Source organism: Salipaludibacillus keqinensis (assembly GCF_003226325.1).
Taxonomy (GTDB): domain Bacteria; phylum Bacillota; class Bacilli; order Bacillales; family Salisediminibacteriaceae; genus Salipaludibacillus; species Salipaludibacillus keqinensis.
The window spans coordinates 1026116-1051546 of the sequence record NZ_PDOD01000001.1 but is presented as its reverse complement, the minus strand read 5'-3'; the positions used below and the strand labels follow the sequence as shown (position 1 = coordinate 1051546).

Here is a 25431-nt window from a genome sequence, read left to right as displayed (position 1 = left end):
CCCCCGAAAGTTAGTTTTTTCGCTCTAACTTTCGGGGGTAAGTGGTCCAATAGCATGTGTTTCCTTATGAATAGTTCGTTTGCACTTCAAAAGGAAACTTGTAAAGTCGTTCAACTCTTATTCTTCAATTGTCCGTGTAACATCGACCATTTCGTACAGACTACTCGGGTGAATATAGAAATTCTCGATGTCTGAGCGCAGGCCAGCTAAGTGTTCTACGTGGTAGAGTGGGACCATAGGTGCTTCGTCCACGATAATCTGCTGGGCGTCGTGGTATAGGGCGTTACGCTCTTCGCCATCCATTTCCTGACGGGCTGCTTCAAGCAAGTCATCTACCTCATCATTACTGTAAAACATACGGTTCCCTGTCATTCCGTGGCTGTCGGAATGAAAAACGGGATACAAGCCGTAATCACCATCTCCCGTAACGGTTCCCCATGCGCCAATGAACAAGTCATGCTCCCCTTCAGAGATGCGTTCACTGTGCACGCCACTTTCCATTGATACAATCTCCGCGTTCACATCAATTTGAGCAAGTTGGCTTTGAATGAGTTCAGCTGTGTCCCGTCTTACACGAGAATCATCAATCCACAACTCAGCATCTAGACCGTCTTCAAATCCCGCTTCCGCCAGTAATTCTCGTGCGGCCTCCACATCCATTTCTATCGGATCCAAATTGTCTGAAGCCCCTACAACCGGTGGCGCAAGTGGCCCATCTGCTTTCAATGCTGCCCCATTCAAAACACCTTCAATAATATCTTCTTTATTAATCACCATGGCAATTGCTCGGCGCACATCTGGGTCGTCAAACGGTTCAGCTTCAGTATTGAACCCAAAATAGGCAAGTGAAGCACTGTCATAGCGCGCTACCTTCGTGTTTTCATTTTCTTCCAACCGCGTGATGTCATTTGGATTTAAATGACCGATAATTTGCGCTGAATCTGTCTCAAGCTCTCCAACTCGTGTTAGATCTTCCGGTACTATTCTGAATGTGAGCGTATCCGCTCCTGCTTCGCCATCAAAATAATCCTCGTTTTTCACAAGACGAATTTCCTCACCTGGCGTTTGACTGTCGAACTTGTAGAAACCTGTTCCGATAGGATTTTCGTTAATGACTGATCCTGGTTCCTCCCCATCTTCAAAGGCTTGCTGGTCCTCTTCAATCAGATCAGGACTGATCATCTGTCCTGCTGGATGGGCGAAATGCGTTTTCAGTGGCGCAAATGGATATTCCGTGTGGAAGCGTACCGTGTAATCATCCACAATCTCCACCTCTTCAATCATGTTAAACATGAATGCCACTGAAGAACCGAGGTCAGGATCAAGCATCCGTTCCACATTTACTTTCACTGCCTCAGCATTAAACTCAACCCCATCATGAAAGGTAACCCCTTCTTTCAACGATACTTCCCATAAATCAGGCTCTTCTTGCTCAAACGATTCTGCCAGACTCATATGTAACTCCAAATCCTCATCCGTGCGAACGAGCGTATCATAAATTGTCCGCTTCACGTTAAGAGATGCGTGGTCGTTCCCGAAATGAGGATCCAAGGCATTCACATTCGATTGCATATTGACAATCAATGCGTCAGGATCTGCATCAACTTCTTCATTACCAGAGTTGCTATTGTTCGGCTCATTCACCGGACCATCTGAGTTTAAAGGCTCCCCTTCCCCTGCACAGCCAGCTAATACCGCCGTTGCTCCTGCAAGTACAAACCATTTTTTCATAAAAATCAATCCTTCCATTTTCTTAATTACTTAATCCTATCTGATAAGTCGGGTTTATGCAAGTCATTTTACTCAGATTTGACCGCGGGGACGGTTCTTTTGGTTCAGAGTAGTTACAATTCCTTAAAACCTAAGATTAGATTTCCAGATACACCTTTCTTTCTAAAAAAAGAAAGTGCTTCAATTCTTAGTTAACACAGAAAAAATAACTTTATTGAACCAGGAGAACCGTCCCTCTGGTCAGCTTTTCCCCAATGTACAAACGCACGTTCTTATTATATAATAGATATAGGTCTTCTTAAAGACTGCTTTACCTTTACTCAAGCTGATTAAGTGCTGCTGGCTGTCGATAGCCTCCCTCCTATGAGCAGTACTATGTGCCCCTTATATACCTTCAATTGGTACCAGTCATCTCAGGAAATGCTGTCAAATACCAAATCCAATTATTAAGGTGGTGAGCAATGCGGAAATCTAGTTCTAGTTTCTCTTTCTAGCAAAATTTTTTTCAGGTAAACTAGCCCTAAGGTAAAAAAATGTCGACGCAAAAAGGAACCCTTTCGAGGAGGAAAATGCATGAGCGAAAAATTGCTTCATCAAATAATCAATACATTAAAAGATGTGCAAGGGGATATTTCAGAAATGAAAGGTGAAATATCAGAAATGAAAACTGATATTTCAGGCTTAAAAAGCGAAGTTTCTAGCATCAAAGGTGAAATGAGTGACATGAAAAACGACATCTCTTCTCTCAAAGAATCTCAAGCTCTTATGAAAGATGACATCTCTTCTCTTAAAGAATCTCAAGCTCTTATGAAAGATGACATCTCTTCTCTTAAAGAATCTCAAGCTCTTATGAAAGATGACATCTCTTCTCTTAAAGAATCTCAGTCTCTTATGAATGAGGACATCTCAACTCTCAAAGAAACGACTGCGAGAATGGAGAAAAAGCTGGATGCGACGAACGAGCAGACGGGTAAACTAACAGAGCAGAATCACACAATTGTGGCACGTCTTGATAATTTGGCAACTAAAGAGGACTTGGAGTTTTTTGATATGAAGATTGGGAAACATGAACGTGATATATATGATTTAAAAAAGCAGGCATAATTATAAAAAGGATCTGATTTGATCATCTCAAATCAGGTCCTTTTAATTTAGTTTAAATAAATCTTTCAACTTTACCACCCCCCGTACGTTAACGTTTTTGTACACGGAGTACAGGAGCATCTATTTTTTATATTTGTAATAGGACTAACGTCCAAACTCGTTAGAACCTTATCTTCTAAAATTATTTACCATTATTTTAAAATTTCCGTTCTTAATAACGAATAAAGAGTTATAATGGTCTTAAAAAGTTTGAAAATAGCATAGGGGGAGTGGTTTACGTGCGGAATAGTAAAAATATGTTTTTAATATTTGTAGCTTTAGTTTTGGTTTTAGGAATGTTGAGTGCCTGCAATGCCGAAAGTCGAGGTAGTCAAGAAGTTGAGTCGGCAACCACACAGCAAGAGGAAGATCTAAGTGAAAAAGAAAAGGAGCTTGCAGAAAGAGAGAAAGAAATCGAAAAGAAAGAGCAAGAATTAAAGGATAAGGAAGAAGAAGAAAAAGCTAAAGGTAAAAGTGAAAAAAAAGAGCTTACTCCTAAAGAGAAAAGAGATAAGGAAAGAGAGAAGCAAAAAGAAATAGCTAGACAGAGAGATAAAGAAGAAAGAGAAGAAGAGAAAGCTAAGGCTGAGGATGAAAAGAAAAAGGAAGAAGAGAAAGCTAAAGCTGAGGCTGAGAAGAAAGAGGAAGAAGAGAAAGCTAAGGCTGAGGCTGAAAAGAAAGAGGAAGAAGAGAAAGCCAAGGCTGAGGCTGATAAGAAGGAAGAAGAAGAGAAAGCTAAAGCTGAGGCTGAAAAGAAAGAGGAAGAAGAGAAAGCTAAGGCTGAGGCTGAAAAGAAAGAGGAAGAAGAGAAAGCCAAGGCTGAGGCTGAAAAGAAAGAAGAAGAAGAGAAAGCTAAAGCTGAGGCTGAAAAGAAAGAAGATACAGGAACGATGTCACAGCAACAAGCAGTAACAATGGCTAAAAATTACTTGGTTTATACATCGTTTTCGAAAAGTGGCTTAGTAAGTCAGTTAGAATTTGAAGGGTTCAGTAATAGTGATGCCACTTATGCAGTAGAAAGTATCGATGTAAACTGGCGAGATCAAGCTGTTAAAATGGCTAAAAACTACCTGGATTATACAGCATTTTCGAAAAGTGGCCTAATACAACAGTTAGAATTTGAAGGATTCAGTAATAGTGATGCTACTTATGCAGTAGAAAATATCGATGTAAATTGGAAAGAACAAGCCGTTAAAATGGCTGAAAACTACCTGGATTATTCTTCATTTTCAAAAAGCGGCTTAATAGATCAGTTAAAATTTGAAGGATTCAGTGATGAAATTGCTACTTATGCTGCGAATGAAGTCGGTTTATAACATTCTTAGCGCCTCTTAAAAGGTTCCAAAAAAGGTTCCTGTCCCCCGGCACTTTAAAGTTATACCGTATTGGGGGTCAGGAACCACAAATTAGAATTTTTGACCACAAGAACCGTCCCTGCGGTCACATCTTAGCGCTCACACCTCGGCAACTAATGTCTTATTAATGACCCTAGTTAGGACCTTCACAGCCTCAGGGATCATTCCATGATTAAATGTCATTTGAGGATGATGCAGGCCCGGTTTGAGATTACAGCCTATGGCAAGCATCGAAGCTTTTAGTTGTGGTCGCTTTATTGTATAAAAGTGAAAATCATCTCCACCCGTCGTGGTCATTACTGGACGTAATGTCTGTTTCCCTAAAGTCTCACAAATCGCATCCTCTATGATGGATTGAGCGTCTTCATTTATCATCGCTGCTTTCATTGAGGCTTCGAGCTCTGTGTTCAGAAAAATCGTATGACGTTCACTTAAAAAGTGGATTGTTTTTTCTAATTGTTCCATCATTTCTTCCATTAAATCATTATTCTGAGCGCGGATATCAATGGTAAACGTAGCATTACCAGGGATAATATTGGTATTTTCCCCTCCCGAATGAAAGGAAGTCACTTTCATAGAGTGAGGAACCAAAGGATCAAAATTCATGCTGTTAATCGCTTGGACCAACTCTGCACCCACCTGGATGGCATTCGTATTTAAATGAGGCCTTGCACCATGAGCATCCTCGCCTTGAATGACACCCTTGACAAAACTCGCAGCTCCGTGTGAAATTCCTGGGGCAAATTCGCCATCAGATAACTCTTGAACCGGACGCAAATGCATCCCATAAAGATAATCCACATCATCTACAACGCCATGTTCAATCATCTTCAGCGCACCAGTCCCCTTCTCTTCTGCAGGCTGAAAAATAAAACGAACGGTTCCTTGAAGTTTGTCTCGATCCTTTATTAAATCTAGAAACACCCCTAGAACAATCGTCATGTGAGCATCATGCCCACAAGAATGATTTGGACGAAATCCTCCATTGACCTCTTGCCATAAAGCATCCATATCCGCTCTTAACCCAACCACTGGTGAACCTTGCCCAATATCTGCCACTACCCCTGTGCAATCTTCAAACGTTTGAACCTTACAACCATAACTTTCTAAAAATGATTTTATGTAATGTGTTGTCTCAATTTCTTCCCAACTAAGTTCTGGGTTGTTGTGCAAATGATCAAAAATATCATCTAAATTTGTTGAGAATTTTACCTTGTTTGTCATCATCTCTCACTCCTTTTTACCAGGGGGACGGTTCTTCCGGTTAGTTCGCTCATAACCTATTAAGAGCTATGTTCCATTGAGGTTTTAACTCTCTGATCAAAGCCTCTTCAAGTAACACGATTTCATCTACGTTCTCCATTGGATAAACACAAAATTTCACTTGATCTTTATTTAAAGTAACAAGATTATTTAAATGGCAATTCGTACTCTGGCCATCTAAATAACAATTTTTCGGATGAATCTTCCCATAACCTTGGTTGATTCTTTTCTTGAATGAATCTCTACATCTACCTATATACTTTACTTCGTCTCCAACAAAATAAGCGTACAATCCTTTTGAATTCAAGTAATTTTTGTCATCTATATAGAAGTTACTATAGACCTTATCACCATTCTTATTAAGGAAATTCATATAAAAACGATCATCTAAGGATTTCAAACGGTGTAAGAAACGGCCGAGCTCCCATTCAAGAAAGTCAGAATATGAATTCTGTACTCTTTCTTTGAATTTTAAATACCGTTTATGTTCAATCGTTTCGCCCAGCGAATTGTTGTTTTTGTCCGCAAAAATATTTTCTAGATTTGAAGATTTAAAAATCAAGTCAATTGGCATAAACTCCAATTCTTGACTATTCCAATTAATTTTCACTTAATCACCTCCAGTCTTAGATAAGAAGTTAAATAAAATGATAAATTCATGCTTCAACCACTAGAACCGTCCCTGCGGTAAGTTCAACATTCCTTCAAGATCCTCACCCGTATGTTCGATGGAATCTAATCGGACTGTTTTTACTTCGATGTATTTCTCAGGCGTATAGTCTGGTACAAGCCAAGTTGGGAGCGTTCCGTCTTCTGTTTTTGGATAGAGAAGAATACATCGCTCCGCTTCTTTATACGCGGTAATATAGGCGTACATTTGATAAATATCACTTTGTTTGTAAAGCACCCTAGAATCCATAAGGATGCTTTTCCATTTTGTATCAATGATAACTTTAGGTACCCCATCACTATCTTCAAGGACAAAGTCCGGTTTTAATAATATATTCTCTCTGCCTGAATGGACATTGTGCAATAACCTTTTCGCAGTGTGTTGAGACCACACCTTATAGGAAGAGGATGCCATGATCTTTTTCAACATTTCTCCAGTGTACCCTTCAAATAAATCGTTCATTTTAAATAAGTAGGAAAAGGCTATTTGTTTGCTTTGCCCACTACTCATAGACGTGGATTGTAAAATAGCAGTCGCTAACTGCAAAGTCGTTTCATAGTGTTGGTTCTGTCGATTGATTTCAACCTGATCCAGCATCGCTGACGTGATTGGCACATCACTGACATCATCTAACATTTCAAAGCCATTCATCAATTTCATCTTTAAGGACGATTGTTGAACATATGGGAAAACAATCCTTAAGGCAGCTTTAAGAAGCTGATTGATTAGTATATCTGGTGTTAATTCGTCAAACTCACAAAAGGCGTTTACGGATCGGCGAGTATTTTTCCGAAGGGGCTCGGACACTAATAATCGTCCTTTTAACGTAGGAATGTTTTCTTCAGTTAATCGGTATTCTCGATACATGCCTCGATTCAATGTTTTTGATAGTTCGACAATAAACAGATTTGCTATTATATGAACTAAATCTACTTTTTCATACGTACTTAATGTTTTATCTCCGATCGCTATGGGCAGCTTTTTTGTCATGGAAAGCATGTTTAATAAAGCCCGACGATTCAAGCTTTCTTTCGTTTTATTTAAATCGATCTTAGGGAGGATCTCAATTCTTACTGTATCCAATTGAATTACGCCAACAAGATTAATAAAACGGAGTCTATGGCTTCCATGCTCGACGACATTTTCGTTCTTATACCTTTCCTCTATAAATAAGAGGAGGTGCTCCCACTCGACTTGAGTAAGAGCTTTTGGTTGATTTTTATCGCAAAAAATCCAGTCATACGCCTCTCTTATAACGATTTGCTTCATCATTCATAAATACCTTTGATATCATCAACGGTGATGTTTGATTTAACATAATATTTCGGTGGAAGATCCATAGCTGTATAAGTAGATGATCGTTTAAATAATGCTTGAACATCGACTTGATCTTGGTAAATCATAAATGAATCTTGTTCACTTTTCCCTACTCCACCAAGGACTAGCGCAATTTTTTCCCAATCATCGTAAAAATACTCTTTTAGTAGTGGAATAACCTTGCTTTGCATAGCTGTAATCACGTCATCGACTGTTTGCACATCCATAAAATAGGCATGACCAATCGTATGATCTCGACTGTAAAGCACTTCAATTCGTTGGTTCATACGATGCAACATGGTCGGTAAGTCAATATCATCGATAAAGGGCAATAATGAAGGTTTTGGCATGACTTCTTCAAATAAAAATCTTCTCCTTAAAGCCGTATCAAGCAAGGCAATGGATCGATCTGCTGTATTCATTGTGCCAATAATCCAAAGATTTGGCGGAAGAACAAAAGGATCCCCTGACAATGGTAAATCCACACGGGTCTCATTACTTTTCGTCAGACGTTTATCTTCTTCAATCAACGTAATTAATTCGCCGAACACTTTAGAAATATTCGCACGATTGATTTCATCAATAACGATGACAAATTTTTCAGCACGATTGAAATCGAACGTACTATTGTTTCTTAGGGCATCTAAAACCATCTTTTTACGATCTAAATAATGATCCACATGATTAAAAGTTTCAAGGCCAGCAAATAGAGCGTCAATCACTGCTCTTTTAAACATTCCGTCAGTGGGGACAAACTTCCCTTCCTCGTCAGAACGTAAGCCTTCGTTAAAGTCTTCATAGGAATACGATTGGTGAAAGGTGATAAAGCGAACGTTCCCTTTTTGCTGATACTTTTTAAACATCTTCTTAATATTTATTTTCTCAGCTAACTCATCTGCTGGAAGGTTATAAATGATCTCCATTGACTTCGTTGCAAGTTGATACGTTTTTCCTGTTCCTGGTGGACCATATAAGATCATATTAGGATTACTGTAAATCAAGTCTTCTTCGTAAGCTGGTCCTAAATCGTTTGAACTCTCTTCATCGTCCTCTTGGACTATTTTTGTCTCTACATCTGTATTAAAAATTAAATGTAGGCCTTGTTGCGTTAATTTACTGGCATTTCCTTTATGAACGGGCTCGATTTGATCTAACATAATCCTTGGTGATTGTTTCACTAGTTTACTAATCTTCATCCAGACCGTTTTCCCTTTAGCGGTAAATGGAGCAATCTCTATTACTTCCGATTGCGATGGGAAGTTCTCCTCCGCTAGGAATATTTGATCGACATGAGCGATCCACTCCACTTCTTTTGTCACTTGATCACAAATATATAACGTGGCCTGGTCGATCGTTTTCACTGTCTTTAAACTTGTTTCATCAGTCTCAATTTTTGCTATCACATGGGATTCCGTGTTCAACTGTTGATCGATTCTCATGACAGAATCATTTGATTGAAAAGAAAGGAACGAGCAATCAAGCTTTAAAGTATCACAGCGTTCAACAAATTGATAAATCTGTTTCTTTAAGTTTTTAAATTCTTTTTGTTTTAAACTTGGCTCCAAATCGTTTATATCTTTCGCAATTAAACATTGAATTACAGTAGTGAATGCATAAAATATGTAAGAGTTTTCCTCACTAGCATCAGAAAATTGTTGGTATGTATCTAGCAAATCATTGTATTCATCGGTCTTGTCGAAGATCAATTTATTTATGCTTCTTTCAAACTTATAAGCAACAATGAATTCTCCCGGGGACTGAATATTTTTTACAATAGAAAAGAGATGAACAAAGTGACCTTTTAAAGTTGGCGGCATGTTAAAGTTTTCTAACATATGAAGATAATTTGTCTCTACTTTCATCTCATTAAATAACGAAACTAAGTCAATCCTACTTTGTTTGAAGTTATTAATATAATTATTTGTATGAACGATTAAATTAATCGCTCCAGTGAAGATATCTAAATCAGCAATGTGATCATCTGTAAACATATCTTCAGGGTTTTTAATGATATCGATTACTCGGATAACTGAACTTTTTTTATCTTCATCCCAATTCGAATCATTCACTCTATCATAGAAATCTTTATGGAATTTAGAAGATTTATCATACACTTCTTCAAACATTTCTCTATGATGCGTCTTCACTTCGGCTAGTGTTATCATCTTGTATTTATCAATAATTTGTTGAATTCTGTCCATGTATCTTTCCCCCCCCACTTATTTTGGAATGCTCTTAAAAATATAGTAATCAATCCACTTCAATTGAAAACGGATCCTTTAGAAAATCAATGGTGTCCTTATCTCTTAACTTACAAACGATATTTTGATTCGCAAACATTCCTTTCTTTCTTAGAGCGTTACCTCAACTTACCGTTCTGATCCATTTTATACCCACAGCCCAATCGGCAAGTTCAGGGTTATCTTTATTCTTTTTAATATTAGACTGAATAAGTGTCTTATCAAATAAATAAGATCCATCTGACACTTTGAAAAGCTCTTTCCAGATAGAGAATGCTTCATAAAATTAGATGAAACCGAAAAAGGTTATGATGTGTTTGTTATTATCTATTTAGATCAAATTTATGAATTTCTCATTAATAGAATTACCTTTTCTCAACCACGAGAACCGTCCCTCCGGTTACCCGCCTTCTTCTCAAAATAACTCTCCAGCCGATACTCACAAACTTCCTTTGTCCACTCATAAATATACTCATTAAGTTCCTCTTTAAACTCTAGATCCAGCTTGAACAATTCACCATCAAATGAAGCACTCTCACCGAACTTCGTCATCGGCATGCGAGCGACTAATTTGGCCACTTTATCCAAGTCATCTTCTGTCCAGTTTTTCTTGTCTTTATCGGCGAAATCGATCTTTCGTCGGTACTCTTTCTCAGTTAAATAATCAAAGAAATACGGGGCTACTTCATCAGATGTGACAGGCTTTAACCATTCTCTTGCTCCTCGGTTTAACATGTATTGCAAAACAACCATCTTATAGCTCTTTGTCATACCTGTTTTCTCAACTTCTGTGAGCCAAGCTTCCCCATCCTTGAAAGCTTGCTTCTCTTTCTCAGACAACTCCTCAGCCCAATAAAGAAATCCAACATAAGACTTGAACTCTTGACGAACGGCCATTGAATTTTCATAGCCGTGACGGTGGAACTCCAGGTATGTCGGGCGATAGCCGAACTCCTCTTTCATTCTATAGTAATCGCTCAAGATTTTCTGTTTTCGAGGCTGTTGTTTCCGCTTCAATTCTTTCAATAAATTGATGGCTCTTAGGTCAATATCAATCGTACAAGACGCTGGGACTTGAGGAACCACGTCCCGGTTCTTTGCCCGCTTATCCTCAGGCCGAGTATCTAACAAACTGAGCTTCAAATCAGCATTTCGATAATTACCAATCAAATCAATTACGACGCAGTGGTCTTTGCCTGCGTTTAATCGCAGTCCCCGACCGATTTGCTGGGTGAAGACGGTCAAGGATTCAGTCGGTCGAACAAACAGTAACGTATCTAGCGCTGGGATGTCCGTCCCTTCATTAAACAAATCCACTGTAAAGATGATATCGATCTGGCCATCCATAATCTGCTGGATCGCCTCTTTTCTGTTCATCCCGTCTGCTGCAGAATGAAGTTCAACCGCTTTAACGCCTTGTTTTCTGAAAAACTGAGTTAAAAAGGCTGCTTGTTTAATTGATGAACAAAAAGCCAACGTTCGTGACTGTTTATGGTTATTCCAAGCCTCGTAGATTTTTTGCGCCATATCATCTCGCAACTGTGTTTCAAGAAGCTCTTCCTGACTATAGCGTGTTCCGAGCCACGTGATTTTTGAATAATCCGTGTCATCATAGATGCCATAGTACTGGAACGGAGCGAGCCAACCAATTTGGATTGCTTCGAGGAAATGCATCTGAAAAGCGACATTTCCTTCACAAATGGCAAACACGTCTTTCCCGTCCATCCTGTCAGGAGTTGCCGTTAACCCTAATAAAAACGTGGGCTGAAAATAATCGAGAGCTCTTGCATAGGAATTAGCTGCTGCGTGGTGGAACTCATCCACTATCACCAAGTCAAACCCGTCACGATCAAAGGATTTTAATTGGGCGTCACTAGAAAGGGTAAAAATAGAGGCAAAGACATGGTCAGCATTTGTTTCTTTATGCGTGCCATTTAGAATTCCGCTCTTTATTTCTGGCATGACGTGTTTAAACGAGTGTTGGGCTTGGAAGAGAATCTCTTCACGGTGAGCAATGAACAACACCTTTTTGAATTTCCTAGCAAAAAAAGCGGCTAAGTAGGTTTTACCTAAACCAGTGGCCATGACAATCATCGCTTTGTCATAGCCTTCATCCATCGTGTTCGTCAATGATTCAAGGGCGTCAATTTGTGGTCCACGAGGATGAATGGAAGTTGTATAAGTTTCAGGCGGTTCCGCTATTACAGGTACTTGTTTGCGATCGTCCGCAAGCATTAAACTTTTTTCATCATCCTCGGTCCACCATCGAACAAACTCAGGGAGCTGTTGCCGTTTTTCTTCATAGACTTCACGATACAGCTGCAACGTTTGTTCATTCAATGGAACGGTCTGTTCATCATAAAACAACCGTAAAAACTCTTCTCTCGCTTGATCAATCGTTTCGGATGCCACATGGTTTGAAACGGCTAAGTTCCACTCCACACCGTTTGTAAGGGCTGAAGATGATAGATTGGAAGATCCAACGTACAAATAACCATCGTTTTCTTCCTCTAGCAAATAAGCCTTTGGGTGAAAGGACTTCCCTTCACTTCTCCAAAGGCGAATTTCCATACGAGGATCAATATGTAACAACGTTTCTAGCGCTTCTGGCTGAGTGACATACAGATAATCACCTGTACAAATTTTAATATCAGCTCCACGCTCAGTTGCTCTTTTTAACGAAGGGGCGAGCAAACGAACGCCTGTTTTCATCGAAAAAGACACGAGGATATAGACAGTTGACGCTTGATCAATCTTTGTTGTCAGCTCTTCAATGAGTTGGGTCGTAATTAGTTTAACTTCACTCATGTCTGTCCTCCTCCGCTAATACTTCTGTTTTTCAGGGATTACGCCACGGACACCACCAGGTGGGTCATCCATATCCCCTTTGTACCTAGGGATGACGTGCATGTGAACGTGAAAAATCGTTTGACCAGCGGCTTCCCCACAGTTAATTCCGATATTAAAACCATCAGGTGAAAGCTCTTCTTTCTGAACTTCACTTATCTCTGCAGCAAGTTGAAGCATCGCCGCTTTTTCCTCTTCCGTCGTATCAAAATAATCTGCTACATGCCTCTTCGGAATGACAAGAGCATGTCCCTTTGCAACCGGATATTTGTCGTATATCACAAAAGCTAGATCATTTTCTAATACGTATATATCTAGTTCGCAGAATGCACAGTTAGTAGTCATTCGATTCATTCTCCATTTCCATTAAGTATTGCTAAGGTATATTTTACTAGCTATTGAGTGTGATTTCCATGAATACATAAGAAAAAGTGACTATACATAATAGCCACAGTTCAGTATTAATGATAAGCACTCATACTATTTATTAATCTTTAATTCGGAAAAAGTATATAGAAATTCCGGCTTATTGTAAAATATCAATTTTTATTGCATAGTATCGTTGTACTGTGCAGCAAAGAACATGTTATAAATGATAGTTCTTTATTTATCAAGTCTATAGTACAGTAATTCCATTGAATAACCTTGAAGAGAAATGCCAAGTTCGTTTTCTGTTTTAACCATTTGATGGAAGTGTTCTGGTACTGCATCCTTTCCTCCAAGGAAAAGCATTTTGTCAAGTTGTTCTTCTTTTAAATAAGTGACCCTTCCAACTTTAAGCAAATTATTTATTAAACCACTATATATATTAATTGCAACTGCTCTAAAGTCTAGTGGAGTAAACACATATTTTTTTTCCCAAACCCATCTTTCTGTTTTCTGTTTTTTAGCAATAAATTTTAAAGCATCCCCACGTTCTTCTAATTTAAAGGTTTCATCTACACGACCAATGGTTAATCCTTGAGTATCTGTAGATACGGTTAATCCATGCTTAAAAGCATTATAATCATATACAGATATAAAATCTTTGGCTGCCCATTTGATCCATTTCATTAATATGCCTTTTGCTTCTTCCCTACTAATACCCTGTTGGCTAAAAGTTTCTTCTTGGTAATTACCATAAAACACATATAAAAGGTTTTCCACAACAGTGAACTGCGTATCATCATATTTAAAATTATCTTCAAGTAAATCTGATACTGTTTTTTTGAACTTTCTAAAATCTGTATCCCTTGATATTTCTAACCATGGACATGCAGGGATAGATACATGGGCTAAAAATAATCTTAGAAACGTTTCGAGACAATGGTAATACGTTGTAGCTAGTTCTAGCCGTGCAAACTTCTCAAGCTCATTTTTTGTCAAATCATCTTCATCAAGTTTATAGCTTAAAACACCAACCTTAACATCTTCACCATCATGAAGCACATCTATAAATTTATCAGGGTTGGACAAAATTGAAGATAAAAGAACTAATTTAGTCCCGAAGTAATCTTTTGCATAATCATTATAAAATTCTTTATTTAAATTAAATATCTCCTGCTCAGCTAGCCCTTTATCTGGACCTATTTTAATAGGTGGCTTTTTCCTTTTACCCAATTGCCTTCCTCCTTAGATACTACTATCTACCTTGTTCAGCTCGATTGAGCTTTTTTTAATAATACGATATATTCAGATATCACAATTCATTTAGTAAATTAACTATAGTCATAATTGTTCCATAAGGTGGCTTACTCACTATTGCTTTGATCTAAGAAGCAAGTTCAAAAATGCGCTTTTGTGCTTCAAGATTTCGCTGTAGATTTATAATTGGACTCTCAAATTGCGAAGGTGTTTCTTTCTCTAGAATGGTTAGTTCAATCGCATTATCTACTGCAAGTTTTTTTGTGTACTCATACATTCGATTCAAAAGCACATCCAACTCCTCACTTGAAAGTACAACTTCAAAATTAGGATGCATTTTCAGTTTACCTAAACATTCCATCATATCTGAAATTATCTCCATTGTAAGAGCACCCTTGCGCACAGCGTTTAGGTAAACCTTTAGAGCTTCTCTAAATTTTACGATAACATCAGGCTCTTGTTGTTTCTTTGATTTAATATAACTTTTTAAACCGGCCATACCTAACTTACCCACCATAAAAAGGGGTTTTCTATACTTCCATCCATAGTATAAAGTAGCCTCCAACTTGCTGATAGGTCTAAGAAGTTTTAAAATTTGCCCTTTGTTATTACGAACCTCGCCACCAAATATCTTATAATCTCCCGTAGTAACCTTCTTCATTAATTCATCAGGTATGTAAAAGGATTCTTGAAAAATCGCCATTCGAACAACTCCTTTTATCTATCTCATCGGCTTAACAACCGACTTTTAATCCGCAACTCGAGAGTGGGGGGGAAATATCCAATGACACTAGTTATTAATGACTTTAAACACCCTACTTGCCCCAAACTTAAATATCCTTTTTTCTTGATTCAACATAGAACAATATTGTTCCTTCTTATGGAACTTAACTGCCCGTTATTTTATGTAAAAAACTTAACAATATCAAGTATCTTTATATAAGTAATACCATAAAATAACAAATTAGTTCATGAAAAGAATATAAATACTCGTATCTATTCTCCATTTGTTAATTTATACTAGTTTGAAATTCCTTGCTGCGTAGTATCCGTCTACTGCGTAATGTGTATTATTAGAGCTAATCCACAATATGACTCGATAATCAAACTATCTTTAATACTCTTTTTGATTAACCTACTTCTTGAAATCTACCCATCTTTTGTCCTAGAGCGGTCCAAACAACTCTTCCAACCTTAAAATAACTTGTCCTTTTTCTCACCCCGACCTAACACGTCATCCAACTTACCAACCAATCTTTCTTCTTCTCTACTTCCATTAGTAGCAAATTGGATGATAGGTATTCCGTATTTATGTAAGATGGCATCCTTCATTTCATCTCGCGCAACCTGTTTCGGGTCATTGTGGTATGCATAGCCATCCACTTCTACAACCAGCAATGGCATTTTATCAAGTTTGCTGTATATGACGAATCAGTGTGGGTTAACACATTCATAACCAAACGATTCTCTTCGTCATTTAACTTATGTGGATAACGAATCAGCATCTTCAAAGGTTGATGTAACACGCAGTCTAGATGTTGGTACTCTAGCCTATCCAAAACATTTTCTATTAAACTATTCATCAGATTTTCCGAGTGATACTCAGAAACATTTTTCTCTTTGTTCATGAAATTCACAAGTTCCTCTGAGTAATTGCTGTACAAAAGGTCAAACACAGAGTGAATATTGCTGTTTATAACCTCGAAGTTGTTGTACTCAATATACCTAATCAAGTCGCCAACGTTGGTTTGGTCATATTTATCGCTGTCCGATTGGACAATAATTAACTTATTAACTGCTCGAGAAACAGCAACATTAATTAAATTTGGATTGCCTACAAAATCATTCGATTGATTGACAACGGTGGATGATTGATATGGCTCAATATCATAATATCAAATTTTTAAAAGAGGTTGAAGGTTTATCGGAAAGAAGAATTGCGAAGAAACTCGGTATATCAAGGAATACCGTAAGTAAATATCTTAATCAACCGGATATCCCTACGGCGATGAACAGACAAAAAATTTATGGTTCTAAACAGTATTCAGGTGAAACCAAACGAGTTTTACCGATCATCGATCAATGGCTAGAAGATGATTTGAAGCATTGGGTAAAACAAAAACATACGGCCGCTAGAATTCACAAGAGACTCGTTGAGGAGTATGCTTTTAAAGGTTCGGCATCCAATATTCGAAAAGTGGTTGCCAAGCGTAAAAAGAAACTTCAAAAAGTATTCATTCCTTTGGAATTTTAACTGGGCCAACAATTTCAATTTGATTGGGGCGAAGCTAATATTGTTCTGAAAGGTCGAACCCTACGGGTTTACCTTTTTTGTATTCAATTATCGGCTAGTCTTATGAGATTTGTCAGGGCGTATCTTCACGAAAAGCAAGAAGCTTTTCTCGATGGTTTTGTTCATACCTTTGAGTTCTTTGGAGGGGTGCCAACAGAAGGACTCTATGACAATTTAAAAACGGCAGTGCAAAAAATCTTGAAAGGAAGAAATCGTATAGAACAAGAGACATTTCTCGCTCTTCAAGCCCATTATTTATTTAAATCCGAGTTTTGTAATGTTCGCTCTGGGAACGAAAAAGGACGTGTCGAAGGAACGGTTGGTTATATTCGAAGAAATGCCTTCGTTCCAATTCCAGAAGTTCAATCGATGCAAGAACTAAATGATTTCTTGAAAGCATGGTGTTTAAAAGAATCAGAGAGAACCATGGTTCCAAATTCCAAAGAGACCGTGGCTCAAATGTGGGAAAACGAAAAAGGTTATTTACATAGCCTTCCTGATCAGGTTTTTGAACCGTGTAAGTTGATCTCATGTCAGGTGAATAAAACGTATTTAATTACAATTGAGACCAATCAATACTCTGTTCCATGTAAATTTGTGGGGAAAGATGTTTGGGCAAAAATTTTTGTCGATCAGGTGGTCATAGTGGCTCAAAACCAGCTGATCGCAGAACATTATCGATCTTATGAACGACATCAAATGTTTACGAACCTCAATCAGAGATGCACACGCCTTTTAATATTCTGAAATTTCAGACGTATCCAAACGATATCATCGTAAGATGAGAGAACAAGAAGGAGCGATTGGAGATCAAAAGTTCGTCCGTCTTCTACTCTTACATCGTGAAATTGGCTTGCCCAAGTTAACTGAAGCTTTAATCAAAGCTGAGAAGACTCACGTATTTCGATATGAGGTGGTTCACGATATCATTCAACAACTAACAAATAAGGGAATGACCATTCATAACTTTTCAAGAAAAAAACGCCTACTAGTTTACTAGACTATAAAGTTCAAAAATTGAACGTAGAACAATATGGTTTACTGACAGGAGGTAAGAAATGACGGCGACAACAACGTTACTCCTGGAGCATATGATGAAGCAATTAAGACCAACTACCATCGCTCAAAACTACGAGGCTCTCCCAAGAGAGGCTGAAGAACGGAACCTTAGTTATGAAGAGTACTTGTTAGCTTTATTAGATTTAGAAGTAAAACACGAGAAGAAAATTTAAAACAACGACGACTTAAACAAGCTACTTTTCCCGTGCATAAAACGTTAGATGCTGATGATTTTAGTTTAATGCCTAGCTTAAACCGAAACCGATTTTTAACGTTAGGGCAAGGTGATTTCGTAGAAAAAAAAGAGAATATTATTTTCCTTGGTAACAGTCGGACTGGGAAATCTCATTTAGCAACAGGAATAGGTATTGAAATGATTCAAAATGGATACAAAGTTAAGTTTAAAACGGCATCAGAATTGGTAGAAGAACTATTGATGGCAAAGGAAGAACACAAACTAAATGCTCTAGAAAAAAAGTTGCTCAAATTAGATGTGATTATTATAGATAAACTTGGATTTGTGCCCTTTTCAAAGGTTGGATCAGAGCAATTGTTTCAATTTTTCTCCAGTCGATATGAACGTGCGAGTGTCATCATTACAACCAACTTAGAATTCAGTGAATGGACGAGTTTATTTGGAGACAAGATGACCGCAGCTCTTTTAGATCGACTCTCCCAACTTCCAATCCTGTCCAATAATGGGTGCGCAAAGATGACAAGTGGCTCACTTTTAAAGTGATCGCTGTGGCTCAATATTATATTGACAAAAACAACCCTTATGTGCACAGAAAAAAGGTGCTAAATTAGCACCTTTGACATTCGTTTTAAATTGTATTTTTTTATAAAGTGCTTGCATCTAGTGCTGAGAGTTGTTTAGAAAAAATCCAAGGATAGAAAATATCTTTAATATACTCTGTTTTGTCTTTAGCTGAACTATGACGCAATTTGAAGCCATTTAGTACATTGAACAAATCAGAAGAATCGGATTTATTTAATTTTAATTTCCCTGTTTTCTTTAAATTTTCTAACACAGAACCTATTTCGAGTAGAACTGCCTTCTTGTCGCTGATGTGGTTTTTATTGAAAGAATATTTTTTGCTACTTTAACAATTTCTTCAGAATCTGTATTAGATTGAAAAATCAATAATGGAATCGACTAATCTTTCTAGTCCATTATCGATTAGTTCTCGAATATACACATCTTCTTACAATTAAAATCATTACTATAGTTTTTCAAAATGCTGTTTATTTCATTTCTGTCCTCTTTTTGTCCTATCTCTTTATCGTATTCAAGAATACGGGCTACCTTAAATAGCACGTTGTTTCATTGGGTGAAGCAGTAAAAAATAAGACTTTGCAATACCCATGCCATTATTAAAAGATCCAAACTAAGTATTTGGTTATTAATATACAACAGACTGAATAATGAGAAGAAACAATTTACAAAAACCGATTAGATTTAAAATTGTTTTAACTTTCAATTGTGCAAAAGGTAGCCTTTTTTGGTTGCCTTTTGTTTAGCAATTATCTATAAAGTTCAATCACTTCACCACATTTATCTGGATCAAAGGTAATATCCATACCTTTTCGAGGTACTGCATTTAAATTTCCAACTTTATATTGTTTAACAGGGTCTTGTATAAGGAGTAATTTAATACTACCTTTCGTCACCATTAATCTATATACATAATACCTATCATTGAATGTTGTAGCTGAGCTCCACTCATTCGTAGTAAGGTGAAATCTTCTAAAATCTAAAGGCTTAGAACTTGCAGTGGTTTTAACCTCAATTAAACGTTTTTTCTCATCAAAGTCAACAGAGTTAATATCATATCCTACAGCATAAGCAGCAGGAATTAATTTTACTAAATGTTTAAGGTCAGGTCTACCTTCATTTGATATTCTTAATCTTTCGTGATTAATAATTAAGCTTTCACCAACTGAACCAATTGCACCCGTTGATTCAAATCCCTCTTCTATAATTGAATCAAGGTCGCTAATCGTCTCTTTTAATTCCTCATATTGTTCAGAGGTCTCAGTTAATAATGCTAGAATATCAGTGTCGAAGAAGCTATCATTTCGTTCGGTATTAAAATAATTGACCCATACTTTGTCAAGTTCCTTAACTTCTTTCAATGTAACAGACGATATATCTGGTAATATTTCATAATAATTAAAAATATCTCCAGATTCAGGACTTATAAACCGTTGAAGAGCTAAATCTTCAACATGATTTAAATAGTATTTTCCATCGGGTCTTTTTACTAACAAATTGGCTTGAACTGCATAATCTAAAATATCCCCTGCATAACGAATTATACCGCCGTCCCAATCATATTTTAAACTCCTTTTACGGTTACTAGAAATCAGGCTCCATGTATCTTCAACAGCCCTATTATCTCTTGTAACTCGTAAATCATTAAAAATACAGTGAGTTGCTTCAGCTTTATTAATCCCAATTCTCATTTTTTCAGTTGTTTCGGCAACCTGAAGTAACTGAATAAAATAATGAACTGGTTGGAAATTAACTCCCTGCTTGATAAATTCTAAATTCCTCTGAGGCTTCACAAAACCTCCAGGATATTGAAAGTGGTAACAAAAAAGTTTAAAAAATTTCACTAAATCTTGGTTAGTTGCCAACTCAATAGCACGGTTACTTGGGGAACATTTTTTCTGGTCCTCTATTATGAAGCCAAAGAGTGCATCTATTTCAGTTCTCCAGTTATCAATTGTCTTTTGACTTGCATCAAGATTTCCTGGATATCTTCTAATTGCGTTATTCAACCGAATTTTAAATTCTTTTTTCGGTAATATTCCTATTGTTGTTATCTCTGAAGCAAAATAAATTAGAACTTCTTCCATTTCACGTTTGAACCTTGGTCTAGGATGATGCAACCTTAAGAAGTACTCTTCTGGAACGCTGTAAAATGTTTTAGGAGCAACCTTCCCTGCTAAATAGGGTTTTAAACTTTCTGCAATTATCTTTGCAAATAATGGTGGAACTGCATTTCCTACTTGAGCATATTGTTGTCTCAGGCTTCCAAAGAAAACAAAATCATCAGGAAAAGATTGGATCCTAGCGTTTTCCCTAACTGTTGTTATCCGATTGCATTTATAGTGGATAGGTTGCCTTGTTCCCCCCAGTATCGTACCTGATGGCTTTTTACTGTGATGTCTGGTAAATAGTTTATTTTTACCACCCTCAGGAACTAACGAAAAAATTCTTTCATATTTTTCATTTAGTTGCAGGTTCGAGTGGTTCATTAACTGAGGATTATTTTTTCTACAGTGTTCTTGAAAAGAATTTCTAGGAGGTGTAATGTAATCACCTGATCTATTTGCATTATCTGTTAAAAGAGGTAAATCACTCAAAGCTTCTTCAGTGGTAATCCATTCGACTTCATTTAAATGTGTAGAAACAGGAAACTTATATGAAACCTCTGAATCCAAAAGCCCAATTATAATAATTTTTTTACGTATTTGTGGAACACCGTATTCAGCTGTATTTATTATTTTATAACTTACTTTATAACCCAATTTTGAAAAATCATTGATAATATGGTCCTTTATAGCTCCGTTATTCTGAATAGCTATTGCTCGAACGTTTTCGTAAACAAAAGCTTTTGGGCGAACATCTGAAACCACTCTAATAAATGTTGAATATAAATTATTTCTTGGATCATCTTCTGATGCTTTAAAACCATATTGTGTAATTGATGGGGCAGGTGATCCACCAATAATTACATCTATATCTTCTTCATTAATTTTTTCTAATAATTCTGAACTGGACATTTGCGTAAGGTCACCCTGAATTGCAATTGATTTTTTATGGTTGTGTGCAAAAGTTTTTAATGCCGCATCATCAATGTCTACCCCAGCTATGGTATTATAACCTGCTAGTTCAAAGCCGTAAGAAAGACCACCACACCCTGAGAACAAATCTAAAATATAATACATTTTTAAAAAACCTCACCTTATAGGAATTGTTAAGTTCAGTTTACCAAAAAAATTACCTATGTTTAAGAAATATTTACCATTTTATTAATAATCTTTTGAGAGAAGTAAAAAAAAGGTGAATAGAATTAACTATACACCTTCTTCTTATTACTAGATATAACTGTTTTTAACGAATCTGCTACTTTTTTTGCTAATAGAGTAGGAACACCGTTACCAATTATCTTGAATTGAGTAGTTACAGGTACGGCTAAGTCAGGTTTAGATTTCAAAATTGCTGGTACACTTTTATCGACAAAATAATAAGTATCAGGTACACTTTGAATTCTTAAACATTCTCTTGCCGATAATCTTCTAGGTAAATTATTGTTTACAATTTCTTCCGCCTTTTGGTTCAAATCTATATTACTATTTTCTTGTTTCAATTTATAAAAATTTGAAAGGTACTTATTGGTTAAGCCACAATTAGGATGAACAAAATCTATCCCATCTTTCGCAATATGGGACCGAAGTGTATTACTGGCATTTTCCCATTCTTGTATTCTCATACCATAGGTGCCACCTTTTCCTCCTCTTTTGAGACCTCCAAAAACCGCCTGCTGGCTAAAAAATTTCATTGTATTTTCATGATTTGGTAAACCCTCAATAGCACTTAACGCCATTCTTACATTTACTTTTTCTGTTTTACCTAACTTGTTAAAATCAAACTGTTTATTAAGGTCTTCCCTTATACCAACAATAAAAACTCTTTCTCTGTTCTGGGGAATACCGTACTCTGAAGCAATTAATGTTCTATACGTGACTTTATAGCCCAGTTCTTTTAACATTTCAACGAATTTTATAAGAAATTCTCCATGTTTACTAGTTGTTAGCCCCTTAACATTCTCAGCTACAAACGCTATTGGTTTCTTCGCTTTTATTAAACGGTAAAACTGATATGCAAGTTTTCCATTTTTGTCATTTACACCTTCGTTAGAACCTGAAAAGGAAAAAGGTTGGCATGGAAATCCTCCAATAATTACATCAGAATCAGGAATATCAGAAATTTTTATATTTGAAATGTCTTTTTCAATAATATGATCTCCAATATTTGTTTTATAAGCCCTGACCGCAAATTTATCTACATCGTTAGCCCAAATAATTTTATAACCTACATTTACAAAGCCTAAATCCATGAGTCCCCCACCACTAAATAAAGAAACGACTGTTAATTCTTTAGGCATTAATAGTCACCTTTTTCAAACTTGATAATACAGATTTCCCTACTACTTTTGCTAATAAAGGTGGAACCGCATTCCCAACTTGAGTATACTGACTAGTTTTTGTACCTAAAAAAATAAAATCATCACTGAATGATTGAATTCTGGCACTTTCTCTGACTGTTGGCACCCTATTTTGCCAAGGATGAAAATGGTGTCGATGACCCGTATCAACTGTATGTGAAGGAACTTTACTATCTAGTCTTGTAAATGCCACATTAAATTTCCTAGTTTCTTTAAATTCTTCTGGCAAACTCTTAAAATTTTTCCCTTCTGGAACAAGTGCGATAATCTCTCGTGTTTTTTCATTATGATTAGTAGCTATGTGATTATATATCGCATATGAATTTTCTCTCATAAATGCTTGATATTCATTTTGAGGTAAGGATACATATTCCTGAATTTCATCACCTAGATAATCTGAATCGGGTAGTAAAGGCAAATCAGAAATAGCATTACCAAGAGTAACGTATTTATTCATTCCTTCTGAGAATAACGTTGTCTCAAATGGATCATAATGTGTTGGAGTAGGAAAGTTAATAGGAAACTCATTATTTAAACTGCCAATAAAAAATGCTCTTTGTCTAATTTGTGGCACACCAAAGTCTGCTGCTTTAAGTATTTTGCACTCAACATTATAGCCAATTTCCATAAAGTCACTTTTTATTTTTTCAAAAAAATAACCGTTTGCTCTTTTAACTAGTCCTGGGACATTTTCCATTACAAACATCTTTGGTTTAAAAGAAGCAACCATTCTTACATATTCTTTGTATAATTCATTTCGTTCATCATCAATTTTGCGTAAGCCTGCCAAAGAAAAACCCTGACAAGGAGGACCACCGATAATAACATCTGGGGACCCATTATAAACTTTTGAAATATCTTTTGAACTTAAACTTTTTATATCTTTTAATAAGAATGGTGTATTAGGGTGATTTTTCTTGTAAGTTATACTGGCTTTTTCCCAGATATCATTAGCAAATACAATATCGAATCCTGCCAATTCAAATCCTTTTGAAAACCCTCCACAACCTGAAAAAAAATCAAAAACTTTATATGTCATTTTTTTGCTCACTACCTTTTTCTCATGTTTTAGACAATAAGATAAAAAAATAAAGATATTGCCTAGTAGCATTAGAACCTTAATAATTCCTAGTATAACAAATGAAAGGATATAAGAATATACGTTCTAAAAATATTTCTTTCCATAACCATCTATTAAGAACTTTTAACTTAATATACGATCATACCACGAAATAGCGGAAATATATATTATTTAATTGGACGATTTTCCACCTATTTTCCCAAATGTTGAAAAAACCCAATAAATGGTAACTTTTTTGACCTACCATAGTTTAGGTGTTTTGTTCCTAAAGCTAACGAAGAATTAATAGAAGAGGTGAAAAATTCAGACCATAGGAAGAAGTCTTTTTTAGATCAAAAAAGCAAAGAGCAATCTCTGCTTTCTATCTTTAAGAAACTGGCTTTTCCTATTGTATTCTTCCGTAACATGGATAGTTTTAAGATGGTCTATATCAATCCCTTGCTTAGATAAATGTGCAAGAAAAGCTGATAATTCATTAGGGTAATATTTAATTGTATATGGTCTTAAATTTCGTAAATCACAATCCATTTCAAATAGTTCAACTGCTTCCTTTAATTCAGCTTCTTACGACTTTTGACCTTTTTATTCAGCTTCATTCAATACGTTCATACGTCATTTCATTTCATTTCATTAAATCCCACCTATCATTAAACACGATTAGTTCACACGTTTTGATCATGTTCAGTAAACCTTAATTTTCTATAAATACACAAAAAGCCGTTCCCCACTTCTCTGAAAACGGTTGATATTACGGTATTATTCACGTTTAAATCACAAAATTTATTTAGATGGTACCCGGTGGCCGGGGTCCAGATAGGTCTTAAAGTATCGATGTAATAAGGTTTAAAGTGAGAGGTGTGTAAAATTTGTGCAAAAACGAATTAGGTGTAATTTTAAATAAAATACCTTTAATATAAAGAGATTCTAGTATTTCATACTTTCAGTATCAGCACTTTAAACCAAAACTGTATTACTATCAGCTTTAAGTCCGTATTTCTTACGCTCTATCAGAGGTGGGGTCATTTTACATTTTATGGAAGTTGATGAAGTGCTCCAAATCAATGTTTTTCCCTATTGGAATTATTTGGAAGTTCGCTCGATTTCTCATAAAGGGTATTCAAGGGGTATTCAAAAGGTATTAAAATAGTACGCTGGCAGGCTATATCCAGGAAAGGATATTGATTCTCTGTTGTTCTGATTTCTTCTGTTGCTTAGATATAGTTTCCTTTTCATCTTCGGACTGCTTCTTTAATTAATTTAATCATTTCATTCATTTAAAAACAGCAGGAAGAACTCTCTTCCAAAGTTCATCCTGCAGCCTTATCTCTTCTTATTTTTGATGATGTGTTATTATTTTCGCTAGTTCGGTTACTTCTTCCTCTGTCAGCGTTAAACCCTTCCCCATTTTCTCATGATCTGGTGCCCATTCACGCAGGTCATATTTGGGTGGCCGTTCATTCCAACTGACGAAATTGAGTTCTTTCTTCCATCCTTTTGGCGATTCGGATAATACACCGAGATGTTCAGTAATTTCATATTTAATATCTGCCATTCAAATCTCCCATTCTACAT

The 25431-nt window shown here is 36.5% G+C and carries 23 protein-coding genes; 7 read left to right on the top strand and 16 right to left on the bottom strand.

Going from position 1 to position 25431, the window contains the following annotated elements:
• Window positions 1–117: 117 nt before the first annotated feature.
• Window positions 118–1731, bottom strand: a complete 1614-nt coding sequence (locus CR194_RS05355; protein ID WP_110608987.1) for a glutathione ABC transporter substrate-binding protein — start codon at window positions 1729–1731, stop codon at window positions 118–120.
• Window positions 1732–2304: 573 nt separating this feature from the next.
• Between CR194_RS05355 and CR194_RS05350 the strand changes: the two genes are divergently transcribed.
• The gene (locus CR194_RS05350; RefSeq protein ID WP_110608576.1) at window positions 2305–2835 is read left to right on the top strand and encodes a microtubule-associated protein Bicaudal-D; all 531 of its coding nucleotides are present in this window, start codon (window positions 2305–2307) and stop codon (window positions 2833–2835) included.
• A 278-nt stretch (window positions 2836–3113) separates the two neighbouring features.
• A complete protein-coding gene (locus tag CR194_RS05345; RefSeq protein WP_233254236.1) occupies window positions 3114–4190 on the top strand; it encodes an Ltp family lipoprotein in 1077 nt (358 codons plus the stop codon).
• 138 nt (window positions 4191–4328) lie between these two features.
• Here the strand turns inward: CR194_RS05345 and CR194_RS05340 are convergent, their stop codons facing one another.
• The 9 genes from CR194_RS05340 to CR194_RS20390 form a co-directional block, all read right to left on the bottom strand.
• Window positions 4329–5453, bottom strand: a complete 1125-nt coding sequence (locus CR194_RS05340) for a M20 peptidase aminoacylase family protein (protein WP_332888657.1) — start codon at window positions 5451–5453, stop codon at window positions 4329–4331.
• A gap of 49 nt (window positions 5454–5502) precedes the next feature.
• Window positions 5503–6102 (bottom strand): GIY-YIG nuclease family protein, encoded by a 600-nt coding sequence (locus CR194_RS05335; protein WP_110608574.1) that lies wholly within the window; start codon window positions 6100–6102, stop codon window positions 5503–5505.
• Between the two features lie 60 nt (window positions 6103–6162).
• Window positions 6163–7431 (bottom strand): McrC family protein, encoded by a 1269-nt coding sequence (locus CR194_RS05330; protein WP_158282175.1) that lies wholly within the window; start codon window positions 7429–7431, stop codon window positions 6163–6165.
• Window positions 7431–9680 carry an McrB family protein gene (locus tag CR194_RS05325; RefSeq protein WP_110608572.1) on the bottom strand — a complete coding sequence of 750 codons (2250 nt, stop codon included), beginning with the start codon at window positions 9678–9680 and terminating at the stop codon, window positions 7431–7433. The genes CR194_RS05330 and CR194_RS05325 overlap by 1 nt, the downstream gene beginning before the upstream one ends.
• 414 nt (window positions 9681–10094) lie before the next feature.
• The gene (locus CR194_RS05320) at window positions 10095–12527 is read right to left on the bottom strand and encodes a DEAD/DEAH box helicase family protein (RefSeq protein WP_110608571.1); all 2433 of its coding nucleotides are present in this window, start codon (window positions 12525–12527) and stop codon (window positions 10095–10097) included.
• 15 nt (window positions 12528–12542) lie between these two features.
• Window positions 12543–12911 carry an HIT family protein gene (locus CR194_RS05315; RefSeq protein WP_110608570.1) on the bottom strand — a complete coding sequence of 123 codons (369 nt, stop codon included), beginning with the start codon at window positions 12909–12911 and terminating at the stop codon, window positions 12543–12545.
• A gap of 258 nt (window positions 12912–13169) precedes the next feature.
• Window positions 13170–14165 carry a hypothetical protein gene (locus CR194_RS05310; RefSeq protein ID WP_110608569.1) on the bottom strand — a complete coding sequence of 332 codons (996 nt, stop codon included), beginning with the start codon at window positions 14163–14165 and terminating at the stop codon, window positions 13170–13172.
• Between the two features lie 151 nt (window positions 14166–14316).
• Window positions 14317–14892, bottom strand: a complete 576-nt coding sequence (locus CR194_RS05305; RefSeq protein WP_110608568.1) for a hypothetical protein — start codon at window positions 14890–14892, stop codon at window positions 14317–14319.
• 491 nt (window positions 14893–15383) lie between these two features.
• Window positions 15384–15593 (bottom strand): DUF2726 domain-containing protein, encoded by a 210-nt coding sequence (locus CR194_RS20390; RefSeq protein WP_199228122.1) that lies wholly within the window; start codon window positions 15591–15593, stop codon window positions 15384–15386.
• A gap of 472 nt (window positions 15594–16065) precedes the next feature.
• Here CR194_RS20390 and CR194_RS20485 point away from each other — a divergent pair, with 472 nt between their 5' ends.
• The 5 genes from CR194_RS20485 to CR194_RS05290 are packed head-to-tail and all read left to right on the top strand — an operon-like array spanning window position 16066 to window position 18280.
• Window positions 16066–16443 (top strand): helix-turn-helix domain-containing protein, encoded by a 378-nt coding sequence (locus tag CR194_RS20485; RefSeq protein WP_233254235.1) that lies wholly within the window; start codon window positions 16066–16068, stop codon window positions 16441–16443.
• Window positions 16444–17229 carry an IS21 family transposase gene (gene istA / locus CR194_RS20480; RefSeq protein WP_269845703.1) on the top strand — a complete coding sequence of 262 codons (786 nt, stop codon included), beginning with the start codon at window positions 16444–16446 and terminating at the stop codon, window positions 17227–17229.
• A 34-nt stretch (window positions 17230–17263) separates the two neighbouring features.
• Window positions 17264–17482 carry a hypothetical protein gene (locus tag CR194_RS20475; RefSeq protein WP_233254234.1) on the top strand — a complete coding sequence of 73 codons (219 nt, stop codon included), beginning with the start codon at window positions 17264–17266 and terminating at the stop codon, window positions 17480–17482.
• 58 nt (window positions 17483–17540) lie between these two features.
• Window positions 17541–17714: an ATP-binding protein gene (locus CR194_RS20470; protein WP_233254233.1), complete on the top strand. Its 174-nt coding sequence runs from the start codon at window positions 17541–17543 to the stop codon at window positions 17712–17714.
• Window positions 17715–17746: 32 nt separating this feature from the next.
• The gene (locus tag CR194_RS05290) at window positions 17747–18280 is read left to right on the top strand and encodes an ATP-binding protein (protein WP_233254232.1); all 534 of its coding nucleotides are present in this window, start codon (window positions 17747–17749) and stop codon (window positions 18278–18280) included.
• Window positions 18281–18380: 100 nt separating this feature from the next.
• Here CR194_RS05290 and CR194_RS05285 read toward each other — a convergent pair whose 3' ends face one another.
• The 6 genes from CR194_RS05285 to CR194_RS05260 form a co-directional block, all read right to left on the bottom strand.
• A complete protein-coding gene (locus tag CR194_RS05285; RefSeq protein WP_110608567.1) occupies window positions 18381–18572 on the bottom strand; it encodes a hypothetical protein in 192 nt (63 codons plus the stop codon).
• A 493-nt stretch (window positions 18573–19065) separates the two neighbouring features.
• On the bottom strand, window positions 19066–21498 hold the full coding sequence (dcm, locus tag CR194_RS05280) for a DNA (cytosine-5-)-methyltransferase (protein WP_110608566.1): 2433 nt from the start codon (window positions 21496–21498) through the stop codon (window positions 19066–19068).
• Window positions 21499–21623: 125 nt separating this feature from the next.
• The gene (locus tag CR194_RS05275) at window positions 21624–22718 is read right to left on the bottom strand and encodes a DNA cytosine methyltransferase (RefSeq protein WP_110608565.1); all 1095 of its coding nucleotides are present in this window, start codon (window positions 22716–22718) and stop codon (window positions 21624–21626) included.
• Window positions 22711–23829 carry a DNA cytosine methyltransferase gene (locus tag CR194_RS05270; RefSeq protein ID WP_233254231.1) on the bottom strand — a complete coding sequence of 373 codons (1119 nt, stop codon included), beginning with the start codon at window positions 23827–23829 and terminating at the stop codon, window positions 22711–22713. Before CR194_RS05270 ends, CR194_RS05275 begins: the two co-directional genes overlap by 8 nt.
• A 357-nt stretch (window positions 23830–24186) precedes the next feature.
• A complete protein-coding gene (locus tag CR194_RS05265) occupies window positions 24187–24387 on the bottom strand; it encodes a site-specific integrase (protein WP_110608563.1) in 201 nt (66 codons plus the stop codon).
• 802 nt (window positions 24388–25189) lie between these two features.
• Entirely contained in the window at window positions 25190–25411 is a 222-nt protein-coding gene (locus CR194_RS05260) for a YdbC family protein (protein WP_110608562.1), read from the bottom strand.
• Window positions 25412–25431: the final 20 nt, after the last annotated feature.